This window comes from Rhizobacter sp., from assembly GCA_021153565.1.
GTDB lineage: Bacteria > Pseudomonadota > Gammaproteobacteria > Burkholderiales > Burkholderiaceae_C > Albitalea.
Genome location: JAJKJU010000198.1, coordinates 1 through 13,366, shown reverse-complemented (window position 1 = coordinate 13,366; position 13,366 = coordinate 1). Strand labels below are relative to the sequence as shown.

The 13,366-nt window shown below is 62.0% G+C and carries 11 protein-coding genes and 1 pseudogene; 11 read left to right on the top strand and 1 reads right to left on the bottom strand.

Annotated elements, in window-relative coordinates; translation table 11 throughout:
• Positions 1–206: 206 nt before the first annotated feature.
• The 10 genes from AC30NL_RS12410 to AC30NL_RS12365 all read left to right on the top strand — a co-directional run bounded on the left by AC30NL_RS12410 (position 207) and on the right by AC30NL_RS12365 (position 12,066).
• Positions 207–2,615 carry a DNA translocase FtsK gene (locus tag AC30NL_RS12410; protein ID WP_489464308.1) on the top strand — a complete coding sequence of 803 codons (2,409 nt, stop codon included), beginning with the start codon at positions 207–209 and terminating at the stop codon, positions 2,613–2,615.
• Positions 2,612–3,223, top strand: a complete 612-nt coding sequence (gene lolA, locus AC30NL_RS12405) for an outer membrane lipoprotein periplasmic chaperone LolA (protein ID WP_489464307.1) — start codon at positions 2,612–2,614, stop codon at positions 3,221–3,223. Before AC30NL_RS12410 ends, lolA begins: the two co-directional genes overlap by 4 nt.
• A gap of 260 nt (positions 3,224–3,483) precedes the next feature.
• On the top strand, positions 3,484–4,209 hold the full coding sequence (locus AC30NL_RS12400) for a response regulator (RefSeq protein WP_489464306.1): 726 nt from the start codon (positions 3,484–3,486) through the stop codon (positions 4,207–4,209).
• Positions 4,206–5,600: a sensor histidine kinase gene (locus AC30NL_RS12395; RefSeq protein ID WP_489464305.1), complete on the top strand. Its 1,395-nt coding sequence runs from the start codon at positions 4,206–4,208 to the stop codon at positions 5,598–5,600. Before AC30NL_RS12400 ends, AC30NL_RS12395 begins: the two co-directional genes overlap by 4 nt.
• Positions 5,601–5,756: 156 nt before the next feature.
• Positions 5,757–7,079, top strand: coding sequence for a replication-associated recombination protein A (locus tag AC30NL_RS12390; protein WP_489464304.1), 1,323 nt, complete (start codon positions 5,757–5,759; stop codon positions 7,077–7,079).
• Between the two features lie 225 nt (positions 7,080–7,304).
• Positions 7,305–8,225: a branched-chain amino acid ABC transporter permease gene (locus tag AC30NL_RS12385; RefSeq protein ID WP_489464303.1), complete on the top strand. Its 921-nt coding sequence runs from the start codon at positions 7,305–7,307 to the stop codon at positions 8,223–8,225.
• Positions 8,226–8,235: 10 nt separating this feature from the next.
• Positions 8,236–9,327 (top strand): ABC transporter permease subunit, encoded by a 1,092-nt coding sequence (locus tag AC30NL_RS12380; protein ID WP_489464302.1) that lies wholly within the window; start codon positions 8,236–8,238, stop codon positions 9,325–9,327.
• A gap of 11 nt (positions 9,328–9,338) precedes the next feature.
• Complete coding sequence (locus AC30NL_RS12375) at positions 9,339–10,115, top strand: ABC transporter ATP-binding protein (RefSeq protein ID WP_489464301.1); 777 nt, start codon at positions 9,339–9,341, stop codon at positions 10,113–10,115.
• A gap of 49 nt (positions 10,116–10,164) precedes the next feature.
• Positions 10,165–10,878: an ABC transporter ATP-binding protein gene (locus AC30NL_RS12370; RefSeq protein ID WP_489464300.1), complete on the top strand. Its 714-nt coding sequence runs from the start codon at positions 10,165–10,167 to the stop codon at positions 10,876–10,878.
• Positions 10,879–11,085: 207 nt separating this feature from the next.
• Positions 11,086–12,066 carry a porin gene (locus tag AC30NL_RS12365; RefSeq protein WP_489464299.1) on the top strand — a complete coding sequence of 327 codons (981 nt, stop codon included), beginning with the start codon at positions 11,086–11,088 and terminating at the stop codon, positions 12,064–12,066.
• Positions 12,067–12,510: 444 nt separating this feature from the next.
• Here AC30NL_RS12365 and AC30NL_RS12360 read toward each other — a convergent pair whose 3' ends face one another.
• Positions 12,511–12,957, bottom strand: a complete 447-nt coding sequence (locus AC30NL_RS12360) for a hypothetical protein (protein WP_489464298.1) — start codon at positions 12,955–12,957, stop codon at positions 12,511–12,513.
• On the opposite strand from AC30NL_RS12360, the pseudogene AC30NL_RS12355 reads away from it, so the two are divergent.
• A pseudogene (locus tag AC30NL_RS12355) lies at positions 12,956–13,366 on the top strand (ISL3 family transposase); the annotation flags it as partial. The gene AC30NL_RS12360 and the pseudogene AC30NL_RS12355 sit on opposite strands and share 2 nt — an antisense overlap.

Sequence of the window (13,366 nt, the reverse complement as noted above, 5' to 3'; positions counted from 1 at the left end):
GCCCGCTCATCACGTCAAAAGGCCCCTGCTCGTCGTTGCAAATGCTCGCCATAGCCCGGGCTATGGCTGCGCTTTGCGCCTAGATCAGGGGCCTTTTGACGTGCTGCTCGGGCGCGCTCGAAAAACTCTCAGCCTCTGACTCGGGAACAGCCGGGCTTGATTCTCATCTTCACAGCGCGAAGGCCGGCTTCGGCCACAATCCGCGCATGACGTTTCCGCTCGGTTCGCTCCGGTCCGACTCCGGGGTTTCGCAAGTCTCCTCTTCTCCGTCCGCCAGCTCCCACGCAGGGGGGCATGGCGGAACGTACACCCGCAGCAAAAAAGGCGTGCGTCCGAGCGCCGAAGAGCATCACCACCCAGCCGGCTGGAAGGCGCAGCTCATGCTGTTGGCGGGCGGTGTGGCGTGGTTGCTGGCACTGTTGGCGCTTGCCACGCACAACGCGGCCGATTCGGCTTTCTCCACGTCCGGCAGTTCGCCGGTGGCGCTGAACAAGGCGGGGGCACTGGGCGCGTGGTTTTCCGATCTCTCGTTCTTCTTGATCGGCTATTCAACTTGGTGGCTCATGGCCATGGGCGCGCGCGAATGGCTGGGTGCGCTGGCGCGTGTGCTGCGGGGAGGTGACGTCGTGCGATCCAACAAACCGCGCTGGCTCTTCTGGGCGGGTCTTGCCTTGCTGCTTTGCGCAAGCACTTCGCTCGAATGGACGCGCATGTATCAATGGGACCCGCGGTTGCCTGGGGGCGCCGCGGGCGGTGTGCTCGGCTCATTGCTCGGGCATGTCAGCCAAAACCTTCTTGGTTTCGTCGGGTCGGGCGTGTTGTGGATTGCGGTCCTCGTCGCTGGCCTCGCGATGGCCTTTCGCTTTTCGTGGCTGCGTGCCGCGGAAAAAATCGGAACCTGGTTCGATTCGCTCAGGGAGCGTCGCGTCGAACGCATCGAGCGCGCCGAAGACATCCGCCTTGGGGAGCAGGCGCTGAAAGAGCGTGAGCACGTGGTCGAGGTCGAGCATCAATGGCACGAAGAGCACGTGCCGATCGTGATCGAGGCGCCGGTCATCCAGGTTCCAAAGAGCGAGCGTGTGGTCAAGGAGCGGCAGAAGCCGCTCTTTACCGAGTTGTCTGACACCAAGCTGCCGCAGGTCGATCTGCTCGACGCAGCTCCCACGCGCATCGAGGCCTCGGTCACGCCCGACACACTCGAGATGACCTCGCGTCTGATCGAGAAGAAGCTGAAGGATTTCGGCGTTGAAGTTCGCGTGGTGGCGGCCTCACCGGGCCCGGTGATTACTCGCTACGAGATTGAGCCCGCCACGGGGGTGAAGGGTTCGCAGATTGTCAATCTGGCCAAGGACCTGGCCCGCTCGCTCAGCCTTGTGAGCATCCGCGTGGTCGAGACGATTCCCGGCAGGACGACGATGGCGCTCGAACTGCGCAACTCCAAGCGGCAGACCATTCGCCTGTCGGAAATCCTCGGCTCGCAGGTCTACAACGACGCGTCCTCGCAGCTGACAATGGGTCTGGGCAAGGACATCATCGGCGCGCCCATGGTGGCCGACCTCGCGAAGATGCCGCATTGCCTTGTCGCCGGCACCACCGGTTCGGGCAAGTCGGTGGGCATCAACGCGATGATCCTGTCGCTCTTGTACAAGGCCGAAGCGCGCGACGTCCGACTCATCCTGATCGATCCGAAGATGCTTGAAATGAGCGTCTACGAAGGCATTCCGCATTTGCTCGCACCTGTCGTCACCGATATGAAGCAAGCAGCCAACGCTCTCAACTGGTGTGTGGGCGAGATGGAGCGTCGCTACAAGCTCATGAGCAAGATGGGTGTGCGCAACTTGTCCGGCTACAACAAGAAGATCGCCGAGGCGCTCGAGAACGGCCAGTCGATTCCCAACCCCTTCAGCCTCACGCCCGAGCAACCCGAGCCGCTGGAGCGACTGCCCTTCGTTGTTGTCGTGATCGACGAGCTGGCCGACCTGATGATGGTGGTCGGCAAGAAGATTGAAGAACTGATCGCACGCCTCGCGCAGAAGGCGCGTGCCGCTGGAATCCACCTGATTCTCGCGACGCAGCGGCCAAGTGTTGACGTGATCACCGGCCTCATCAAGGCCAACATTCCCACGCGACTGAGCTTCCAGGTGTCGAGCAAGATCGACAGCCGCACCATCCTTGACCAGATGGGCGCCGAAGCCTTGCTGGGGCAGGGCGACATGCTCTATCTCACGCCCGGAGGGGGCTTGCCGGTGCGCGTGCACGGCGCTTTCGTGAGCGACGATGAGGTGCACCGCGTGGTCAATTACCTCAAGAGTCAGGGCGAACCGAACTACATCGAGGGCATCCTCGAAGGTGGCACGCTCGACGGTGATGGCGACATTTCCACCGCCGACATGCCGGGGGGCGGTGGCAACGGTGAGAACGACCCGATGTACGACCAGGCGGTCGGCGTAGTGTTGCAGCATAGACGCGCATCGATCTCGCTGGTGCAGCGACATTTACGCATCGGCTACAACCGGGCAGCCCGTTTGCTGGAACAAATGGAGAAATCCGGGCTCGTATCGGCCATGTCCACCAACGGCAACCGAGACATCGTCGTCCCGGCGCGTGCTGAATGAACAACAAACTGCTCGCTGCGTCTGTTCTTGCCCTCGCATCCATCGGCGCCCACGCCGATGCGGTCGACACTCTCAAGGACTTCGTCAACAACGTGAAGACCGGCCATGCCGCATTTACGCAGGTCGTGACGTCGCCGGACGGCGCCAAGAAGAAGTCGTCCAGCGGCACCTTCGAGTTCTCACGGCCCAATCGCTTTCGCTTTGCCTACGCCAAGCCCTTCGAACAGTTGATCGTGGCCGACGGGCAGAAGGTCTGGATCTACGACGCTGACCTCAATCAGGTGAGCTCGCGCAAGTTCAGCCAAGCCATGGGTGCAACCCCTGCCGCGTTGCTTGCCGGAGGTTCGCTGGAAAAGGACTTCACGCTCTCGGCGCTGCCGTCGAAAGACGGCCTCGACTGGGCGCAGGCCATCCCCAAAGCCAAGGATGGCGCCTTCCAATCGGTGCGCATAGGCTTCAAAGGCAAGGATTTGTCGGCCCTGGAGATCGTCGACAGCTTCGGCCAGCGCTCGCTGCTGCAGTTCACGCAGCTTTCGGCGAACGTGCCGATGGCGCCCGAGCACTTCAAGTTCACGGTGCCGCAAGGTGCAGACGTGATCGAGCAGTGACCTCGCCTGAGAGGCTGAGAGTATTTCGATCATGCCCGCTCATCACGCCAAAAGACCCCTGCTCGTCGTTACAAATGCTCGCCATAGCCCAGGCTATGGCTGCGCTTTGCGCCTAGATCAGGCGCCTTTTGACGTGCTGCTCGGACATGCTCGAAAAACTCTCAGCCTCTGACTCCGCCAGCGGTGCGCCACTCATGCTGCGTTATCCCAGTGACGTCGTGACGCCTGACCCAGGGTTTGTACGCAACACCACATTCCCCATGAGAATCCTCCTCGTAGAAGACGATGCCGTACTGCGCGACGTGATGCTTCGCAGCCTCAACGATGCGGGCCACCGCGTCGACATGGCCAGCACTTCCGTCGATGCATGCCACCTGTGGCGCGTGCAGCACTTCGATGCTGTGCTGCTCGATCTCAACCTGCCCGACGACAGCGGGCTCACTGCCTTGCGAGAGGCGCGCGCCAGGGGCGATCGAACACCGGTGCTCATCCTCACCGCGCGCAATCGCACCGACGAGCGCATTGCCGGACTCGATGCGGGTGCCGACGACTACCTCGGCAAGCCCTTTGATCTGGGCGAGGTCGAGGCGCGGCTTCGTGCAATGGCTCGTCGCGCGCACGGTATCGATGATCGATGCGAAGTCGGCATCCTCGTGCTTGACCGAAAAGCCGGCCGCTTCTTTACGCAGACACCCGCGGGTGCCATCCCGTTCGAACTCCCGGCGCGCGAATTCGAAGTCCTGCGCGAGCTGATGACGCCGCCCGGACGTGTCGTGAGCAAGCGGGTACTGTCGGGCAAGCTGTCGAGCTTCGACGAAGCGCTGGGAGACAACGCGCTGGAGGCTTTTATCTCGCGGCTACGCAAGAAGCTCGCCAGCACGGGCGCTACGATCCGCACGTTGCGCGGCCTCGGCTATGTGGTCGAGGCCGAGCGGCGCGACAACGACGCAGCCGAGTCCGCTGCGCCGTCAATGCCGTTCGAATGAGCGGCGTCGAGCGCAAGGGAGCCCTGCGCTCGCGCATGCTGTGGCGAGTGCTGGTGCCGCTTGCACTCACCTGGCTCATCGGAAGCGCAGTGGCGGCGATGGTCGCGTACTTATTCACCCGCGAGGCTTTTGACCGTTCGCTCGTCGACAACGCTTACGCGATCGCGGCCAACGTGGTCGAGCGCGACGGCGAGCTCTCGCTGAGCCTCACGCTTCCCGCACTGCGCGGCATTCTTTTCGATCGCAGGGACACGCTCTACTACGAGATCCTCCGGCAAGACGGATCGCTCGTGGCGGGCCTGCCAGGTTTGCGCGACAGTGTTCCGCCGGCGGGCGCGGCTGCCGAGGTGCGCGACGTGCGTTATGCCAACGAGGTGCTGCGCATGGCCACCGTGCGTCGCGAAGACCCGCGGCCCTTCGTCGTCGTGGTGGCGCAGACGATGGTCGGTCGCGGCGAGCTGCTCAAGCAGTTGCTGGTGTATTCGGTGGCACCGCAGGCGGTGCTTTTGCTCATCATCGGTGCATGGTTGCGTCGATCCATCGGACGCGAACTTGAGCCGCTCGGACGTCTCCAGGAAGCGCTGCAGCAAAGAGACTCCACCGACCTCACTCCCGTACACGTGGTCGCGGAATCGAGCGACGTTGAGCACCTGACGCAGACCGTCAACGCCTTGATGGATCGCATCCACCGCGGCCTGCGTGCTCAGCGCGAGTTCGCGGGCAATGTGGCGCACGAGTTGCGCACGCCGCTCGCCGGCATTCGTGCGCTCGCCGACTACGGTTTGGCGCAGAAGGATCCAAGCGTCTGGCAGGCGCAGTTGCGAAGTGTCGCTGCAAGCCAGGAGCGAGCCAGCCGTCTGGTCGATCAGTTGCTCGCCCTCGCACTGGCCGACGAGGCGAGCGACGGCGTGGTGCTGCAGGCGGTGATGATCGACGAGATCGTGCACCACACCGTGCTCTCTTTCCTGCCGCGCGCCGATGCGGCGGGTGTCGACCTCGGGGCCGTGGGCCTCGATCAACCAGTGCCTGCGATGGCAAGCCGCGAATTGCTCGAAGGTCTGCTCAACAATCTCATCGACAACGCCTTGCGCTACGGGCGGCCGACGGATGAGCAGATGCCGCGGGTGACGGTGGAACTGCGCGTGGATGCCGACGATGTGATGCTGGCGGTCACGGACAACGGACCCGGCATGGACATCCAGCATCGCGACGTGCTGCTCAACCGCTGGGCGCAGGGGGCGGCAGGCGTGAAATTGGGAGAGGGCGCAGGTCTGGGGCTGGCGATCGTGTCGCGGTATTCGGAACTTCTGCAAGGGCGACTTGAGCTTGCGAGTGGTGCGGATGGGCGAGGCTTGGGTGCGCGCGTTCGATTGAAGAGGGGACATTCGTGAGTCGACGCGACCCACGCGGATGGCTTCGCACGGGCCAATCCCGGGGTGTGCATCCGAGCTTTAGACCCGGACCCGAACAAGCGCTCCTTGCATTGACCCGTCCATAGAATCTATGAAATGCTGGGCGCGTTCAAGGCGGCACAATGGACTCCACCCATGACCGCAGATCTTCTGTCTTCCCTCCAAGAGCCTCCGGGCGCGCCGCTTGCCGAACGCTTGCGGCCGAAAACCATCGACGAAGTCATCGGCCAGCAGCACCTGCTCGGACGTGGCAAGCCATTGCGAGTGGCTTTCGAGTCGGGGCGTCTGCATTCGATGATTCTCTGGGGCCCGCCGGGTGTCGGCAAGACCACGCTCGCGCGCCTGATGGCCGATGCCTTCGATGCGCAGTTCATTCCCATTTCGGCGGTGCTTGGCGGCGTGAAAGATATCCGCGAAGCTGTCGAGCGTGCACAGACGGTACGCGCCAATGGCCGCCGCACCGTGGTCTTCGTCGACGAAGTGCACCGATTCAACAAGGCCCAGCAAGATGCCTTCCTGCCTCACGTCGAATCGGGCCTCTTCACCTTCATCGGCGCCACCACCGAGAACCCGTCCTTCGAGGTCAACTCCGCACTGTTGTCGCGCGCGACGGTGCACGTGCTCAAGAGTCTTGCCGACGACGAGCAGCGCACTTTGCTCGGGCGGGCGCAGGCAATGCTGGAGGCGCCGCCCATGTCCGAGCCCGCGGCGACGCGGCTCATCGGCTATGCCGACGGCGACGCGCGGCGCCTGCTCAACGCGTACGAGAACCTGGTTGCCAACATCACGGCTCACGGCGCAAGCGTCAAGGAAATCGATGAGGCGCTGCTGGAGAAATCGCTTGGAGAACAACTGCGCCGCTATGACAATGGCGGCGAGCAGTTCTACGACACCATCTCGGCCTTGCACAAGGCCGTGCGCGGATCCGACCCTGACGCCGCGCTCTATTGGTTCGTCCGCATGCTCGACGGTGGTGTCGACCCGCGCTATGCCGCCCGCCGCATGGTGCGCATGGCCAGCGAAGACATCGGTCTGGCTGACCCACGCGCGCTGCGCCTGGCGCTCGATGCGGCCGAGACCTACGAACGCCTCGGGTCGCCCGAAGGAGAACTCGCACTTGCGCAAGCCGTCGTCTATCTTGCGATGGCGCCCAAATCAAACGCGGTCTACACGGCCTACAAGGCGGCCAAGGCTTTCATCGCGCAAGACGGCACCCGGGCGGTGCCTCTGCGTCTTCGCAATGCACCAACAAAGCTGATGAAAACGCTCGATTACGGGAAGGGCTATCGCTACGCGCATGATGAAGAAGGCGCCTTCGCGGCAGGCGAGCGCTACTGGCCCGACGACGTGGAGGCCCCTGTCTTTTATGAGCCAGCGCCTCGCGGACTCGAGATCCGAATCGGAGAAAAACTAAGTGAACTGCGTCGCCTGAATGAGGAGGCGAAGAAAAGTGACTGAAGTAACCATTCTTTGGTGAGTTCCACTTGACGGCTAGAGAAAACTCCGCATGTCTACCTTAGTGGCGTGCCCCTAGAATTTCGCCGCTTGATGAGATTTCATTGAAGTCGAAGGCCCGCCGAGCAAACAGCCGCGGCGGGCTTTTTGCTAATAGAAAAAACTCGACGCTTGGCGGACGTGTGAGTTGCCCGTCGAGTGCACATATAACCCGAGGAGACTTCGCGAATGGACACCTTTATCCAACAGATCATCAATGGTCTGGTGCTTGGCAGCGTGTATGCGCTGGTGGCACTGGGCTACACGATGGTCTACGGCATCATCAACCTCATCAATTTTGCTCACGGAGACGTGCTGATGGTGGGGGCCCTCACAAGCTGGACGGTAGTGACCTTCCTGCAGGGGACCATGCCAGGCTGGGCACTGATGCTGGTGTCTCTGATCGCTGCCATCGTCGTGTGCTGCGCCCTCAACTTCACGATCGAGAAGATCGCGTATCGGCCTCTGCGAAATGCGCCGCGACTTGCGCCGCTCATCACAGCGATGGGCGTGAGCCTCTTGCTGCAGACGCTTGCGATGATCCTCTGGAAGCCCAATCCCAAGCCCTATCCGATCCTGCTACCCAGTGAGCCTTACGAGATCGGTGGCGCCGTCATCAACACCATCCAGATCCTCATACTCGGCGTCACCGCCGCGACGCTTGCCGGTCTGATGTACCTCGTGAACAAGACCAAGCTCGGACGTGCCATGCGCGCCACAGCCGAGAACCCGCGGGTCGCGAGCCTCATGGGCGTGAAGCCCGACTTCGTCATTTCCGCCACCTTCGTCATCGGCGCGTCGCTGGCTGCTCTGGCCGGCGTGATGTATGCGTCGAACTATGGCACGGTGCAGCACGACATGGGATTCCTGCCGGGCCTCAAGGCCTTCACGGCGGCGGTGTTCGGCGGCATCGGCAATCTCGCTGGTGCGATGGTCGGCGGTGTGCTGCTGGGTCTGATCGAAGCACTGGGTTCCGGCTACATCGGCGACTTCACCGGCGGCATCCTCGGCAGTCACTACAAGGACATCTTCGCCTTCGTCGTCCTCATTCTTGTGTTGACGCTGCGGCCGCAAGGCCTTCTCGGCGAACGCGTCGCCGACCGCGCATAAGGAAGCCGCCATGAAATTCACAGACAACAAACCGATGAATTACGCGATCGGCGCGCTCGTGCTGATCGCCCTGCCGGTCGTCGCCCAGCAGTTCGGCAGCGGCCCGGTTCGCATCCTCGACAGCGCCTTGCTGTATGTCCTGCTGGCCCTTGGACTGAACATCGTGGTCGGCTATGCCGGCCTGCTTGACCTGGGCTACGTTGCCTTCTACGCACTCGGCGCATATCTCTTCGCCTTGCTCGCGAGTCCTCAGCTGCTCGAAACCTTTCCGGCGCTGCATGCAAGCTTTCCGAACGGCATCCACATGAGCATCTGGCTCGTGATTCCTCTGGCGGCGGCAGTGGCGGGGCTGGCTGGCGTGCTGCTGGGGGCTCCTACCCTGAAGCTGCGCGGCGACTATCTCGCGATCGTCACACTGGGTTTCGGTGAAATCATCCGCGTGTTTCTGTTAAATCTGGACGCGCCTGTGAACATCACCAATGGGCCGCGCGGGGTCGGGCCCATCGATTCACCCGTGCTCTTCGGTTTCGAGTTCGGCAAGACGCACGAGATTTTCGGCATGGACTTCCCGAACGTCACGAACTTCTACTACCTGTTGCTGGCGCTCGCCTGCTTCAGCGTGCTGATCTGCCACCGTCTGGAGCGCAGCCGCATCGGCCGGGCATGGATGGCGATCCGCGAAGATGAGATCGCGGCCAAGGCAATGGGTATCAACACCCGCAACATGAAGCTGCTCGCCTTTGGCATGGGAGCCACCTTCGGAGGCGTGTCGGGGACGATGTTCGCGACCTTTCAGGGCTTCGTCTCGCCCGAGTCCTTTACTCTCAATGAGTCAATCATCATCGTGGCGATGGTGGTGCTAGGTGGTATAGGCCACTTGCCGGGCGTGATCGTTGGTGCGCTGTTGCTGGCAATGCTGCCAGAGGTGCTTCGCTACGTGGCAAGCCCGCTGCAGAACTTCACCGGCGGACGGCTAGACGCTTCCATCTTGCGGCAGCTTTTGATTGCACTCGCGATGATCATCATCATGCTTGTGAACCCGCGCGGCCTGTGGCCCGCGAAAGAGCACGGTAAGGCAGCGCCTGCACCGGCCGAAAAATAAGGGAGACGATCATGACTGAAACGGTACTCAAGGTCAGCAAGGTCTCCAAGCGCTTCGGCGGTCTGCAGGCCTTGTCTGATGTAGGCATCACCATCCTGAAGGGCCAGGTGTACGGCCTGATCGGTCCGAACGGCGCGGGGAAGACGACATTCTTCAATGTGCTCACGGGTCTTTACACGCCCGATTCCGGCAGTTTCGAACTGGGCGCCGAGCCCTATAAGCCGAGCGCGGTGCACAAGGTCGCGAAAGCCGGTATTGCGCGCACATTCCAGAATATCCGTCTCTTCGCCGACATGACGGCGCTCGAGAACGTGATGGTGGGGCGCCACGTGCGCACTCATTCGGGGCTCATCGGCGCCGTGTTTCGCACGCCCACCTTCAAGCATGAAGAAGCCGCCATTGCCCAGCGCGCACAAGAGCTGCTCGACTACGTGGGCATCGGCAAGTACTCGGAATTCAAGGCACGCACGCTCAGCTATGGCGACCAACGTCGCCTCGAGATTGCACGTGCGCTCGCCACCGACCCCAAGCTCATCGCACTCGACGAGCCCGCGGCCGGCATGAACGCGACTGAGAAGGTCGTGCTGCGCGAACTCATCGACCGAATCCGCAACGACGGACGCACGATCTTGCTGATCGAACACGACGTGAAGCTTGTGATGGGTCTGTGCGACCGCGTGACCGTGCTCGACTACGGCAAGCAGATCGCCGAAGGAACCCCCCACGACGTGCAGCGCAACGAGAAGGTGATCGAGGCCTACCTCTGCGCCGGCCACGCCGCGCATTGATCCTGAGCAACGTCCTTCGACAGACAAAGGACTACATCGGAACACAAACATGGCAAACACATTGCTCAAGGTCAGCGGCCTCAAGGTCGCATATGGCGGCATCCAGGCAGTCAAGGGTGCATCTTTCGAGGTGCGTGAAGGTGAACTCGTGAGCCTGATCGGTGCCAACGGCGCCGGCAAGACGACCACGCTAAAGGCCGTCACCGGCTTGCAGCCGGTGGCGTCGGGCAGCATCGAGTTCATGGGCAAGACCATCCATGGCCAGGGCGCCTGGGATCTGGTCAAGCAAGGACTGGTGATGGTCCCGGAAGGGCGCGGCACGTTCACGCGCATGACCATCACAGAGAACTTGCAGATGGGCGCGTTCATCCGCAACGACAACGAAATCGACGCCGACATCGACAAGGTCTTCGGCATCTTTCCGCGGCTGAAGGAGCGGCGCAATCAGCTCGCGGGGACCATGTCGGGCGGCGAGCAGCAGATGCTGGCGATGGGTCGCGCGCTGATGGCTCGCCCCAAGGTGCTGTTGCTTGATGAGCCGTCAATGGGTTTGTCGCCGATCATGGTCGACAAGATCTTCGAGGTGGTCAACGACATCCACAGCCGCGGAGTGACCGTGCTTCTGGTCGAGCAAAACGCTAGCCGCGCACTCCAGCTTGCTACGCGTGGTTACGTCATGGACTCTGGCGAGGTCACGATGAGTGGCGACGCCAAGACACTTCTTAATGACCCGAAGGTTCGCGCCGCATACTTGGGCGAATAGCGAATCACTTCATCCATTCACTTTCACCCAACGAATGCTCGTCGCGAAAGCGCCGAGCATTTGTCGTTTTTTGAACACGAACGAAACAACTATAAGTGACAAAGTGGTGACGGCATTGGATGGTTAGGTTCAAATTGCCCTTTCGTCATTTCTTTTCTGCGCAACTCACTACTAGCTTGCTGCGCCCATATCCATAGGAACAACTCCATGAAGAGCCAATCTTTCGCGCCTCTCGCCATCGTTCTTGCTGCCGCGGCTGCCGCACCGGCATTTGCACAATCCAGCGTGACTATCTACGGTCGACTCAACGAAAGCGTTGAAAACCAGAAGTTCGGCAACGGCTCCTCGGTATGGATCCTGCAGAACAACTCCTCGCGTATCGGCTTCAAGGGCACGGAAGACCTGGGCGGCGGCTTGAAGGCAGGCTTCCAGATCGAGCACGGCTTTGCAGCCGACACCGGTGTCGCGAATTCGCCGTTCTGGGGGCGTCAATCTGAAGTGAACCTCGGCAGCAGCACCCTCGGTACCGTCCGCCTGGGCCGGTTCACGAGTGATGCCTACTATGCCACTGCTGACTACGTCAGCATGCACAACCACGACACGGGCACGTCGTCGGACGCGCTGTATGCCTACGTGTCGAGCAACGCCAACAAGGTCGCGTACCATTCGCCGACCTTCAGCGGCGCAACCTTCGACATCGCTCGCACACTGGGCGAAGGCGTTGTGAAGCCGACCTACGATGCGGCCGTGAACTGGGATGGCGGCCCGCTGCACCTGGGTGCCGGCTACGCCAAGGACGACAACAAGCACCAGTTCGCTGTGCGCGCCCTGTATGAAATGGGCGCCTTCACGTTCGGCGGTTATATCCAGCGTGACAAGAACAATACGTTCGCGCTCGACTGCGTTGCTTCTCCCGCTGCCTGCGCCCAAGTGGGCAACCGCACCAATATCCGCCTGTCCGGCATGTACACCATGGGTCAGACGGAACTGCACCTGAACTTCGGCAAGGCCGGCAAGAACGGTTCGCTTGCTGACAGCGAAGCCAAGCAGTTCACCGCAGGGGTCAACTACAACCTCAGCAAGCGCACCAAGGTCTATGGCTTCTACACCAAGCTCGACGACAACGCGGCCAACCTGTATGGCGGTGACTTCCGCTCGGTGGCGATGGGCATTCGCCACAACTTCTGATTGTCTTGAGCGATCGTTGATTCGCAGGGTGGGCGCGAGCCCATGCGAGTGGCCCCAGGGTTGAACAGCGCCCGCGGGGTTTCGTCAACTCTGTGCAATCAACGAATTCGTTGGCGCCGCAGCCGCTTCACAGCGCTGCGGCGCTTTCGTTTTGGATTCGAACTATTTGTGGGCGTTTTCGGCAAGGTGATCCGTGGTATGCATTGTTTTATCGTGGCGCGCTCCTGTTGCCCCTGCACGAGTACTGACCGATGCGAGCACCTGCCGTACCGCCGCGCCCTCATGGCTTCTTGCTCAAGGTGCCGCGGCGACATTCGCCACATCGCCGAATGTCCGATCGCTGCGCTGCTTGTCCCGGGGAACACCCGCCCAGCTATGCCGTGGCTCTGCAGCGAGCCCTGCACGGGCCCTTCACTGGGGCAAGCCCCCCCCAGCCCCCGCGGCCTAGGGCCGCAACGCATCGGCGCCTGCCTTGCGCATGAACCGGTGCAGCTTTCGACAGGTGGCGTCCAACGAATCCTGTTCTGATTCGCTGATGCGTGGCCACATGAGCGGAGCACCATCGTCTTCGATGAGTTGTCGCAGGGCGCCTTCGACGTCCAAGCGGGCAAGCTCTTCGTCTTCGTAGCGCCGCCGGATCAGTTCGCCGCCGAGCACCCAGAGATTGTTGCGGTGCCGGCTCACGGTCTTGCGCGCCAGCCCCTGATCCAGCAGGTGGAGCAGAAACGGCGTGAGGATCTCGACGACCTGCTGCCCTACAGCGAGATCCAGCTCATCGTAGCGCCATGATTGCGGCCAGTTGTCCAAGTCTGGGCATGCTTGTCGCAGGCGCTGTGCGACCTGCGGCGCAAGAATCGACGCACCGGCACGAATGCCTCGGGGGTTGACCATGTTGCTGACCCGTTTGCTCAACGCCTGCCACCACTTTCCCGACTTCGTCTACGCCGCCGTGCGGCTGATCGCCGCCACCAGCACCATCGAGGTGGATGTGCGACCACGCCGGGGCTCCAAGGCGCACTGCTCGTGTTGCGGCAAGCCTGCGCCCGGATATGGCGTGCTGCCTGTGCGGAGGTTTGAGTTCATCCCGATCTGGGGCTATGCCGTGATGCTTGTGTATGCCATGAGGCGCGTGAAGTGTGGCCAATGCGGCGTGAAGGTAGAGTCGGTGCCCTGGGCAACGGGCAAGCACACCCTGACCGAGGCCTACATGTTGTACCTGGCGCACTGGGCACGCAAGCTGTCGTGGAAGGAGACGGCGCTGAGCTTTGGCACCACCTGGGACAAGGTCTGCCATGCCGTG

Coding starts and splice junctions, on each gene's coding strand:
- AC30NL_RS12410 (WP_489464308.1), top strand. CDS start 207: ATGACGTTTCCGCTCGGTTCGCTCCGGTCCGACTCCGGGGTTTCGCAA.
- lolA (WP_489464307.1), top strand. CDS start 2,612: ATGAACAACAAACTGCTCGCTGCGTCTGTTCTTGCCCTCGCATCCATC.
- AC30NL_RS12400 (WP_489464306.1), top strand. CDS start 3,484: ATGAGAATCCTCCTCGTAGAAGACGATGCCGTACTGCGCGACGTGATG.
- AC30NL_RS12395 (WP_489464305.1), top strand. CDS start 4,206: ATGAGCGGCGTCGAGCGCAAGGGAGCCCTGCGCTCGCGCATGCTGTGG.
- AC30NL_RS12390 (WP_489464304.1), top strand. CDS start 5,757: ATGACCGCAGATCTTCTGTCTTCCCTCCAAGAGCCTCCGGGCGCGCCG.
- AC30NL_RS12385 (WP_489464303.1), top strand. CDS start 7,305: ATGGACACCTTTATCCAACAGATCATCAATGGTCTGGTGCTTGGCAGC.
- AC30NL_RS12380 (WP_489464302.1), top strand. CDS start 8,236: ATGAAATTCACAGACAACAAACCGATGAATTACGCGATCGGCGCGCTC.
- AC30NL_RS12375 (WP_489464301.1), top strand. CDS start 9,339: ATGACTGAAACGGTACTCAAGGTCAGCAAGGTCTCCAAGCGCTTCGGC.
- AC30NL_RS12370 (WP_489464300.1), top strand. CDS start 10,165: ATGGCAAACACATTGCTCAAGGTCAGCGGCCTCAAGGTCGCATATGGC.
- AC30NL_RS12365 (WP_489464299.1), top strand. CDS start 11,086: ATGAAGAGCCAATCTTTCGCGCCTCTCGCCATCGTTCTTGCTGCCGCG.
- AC30NL_RS12360 (WP_489464298.1), bottom strand. CDS start 12,957: ATGGTCAACCCCCGAGGCATTCGTGCCGGTGCGTCGATTCTTGCGCCG.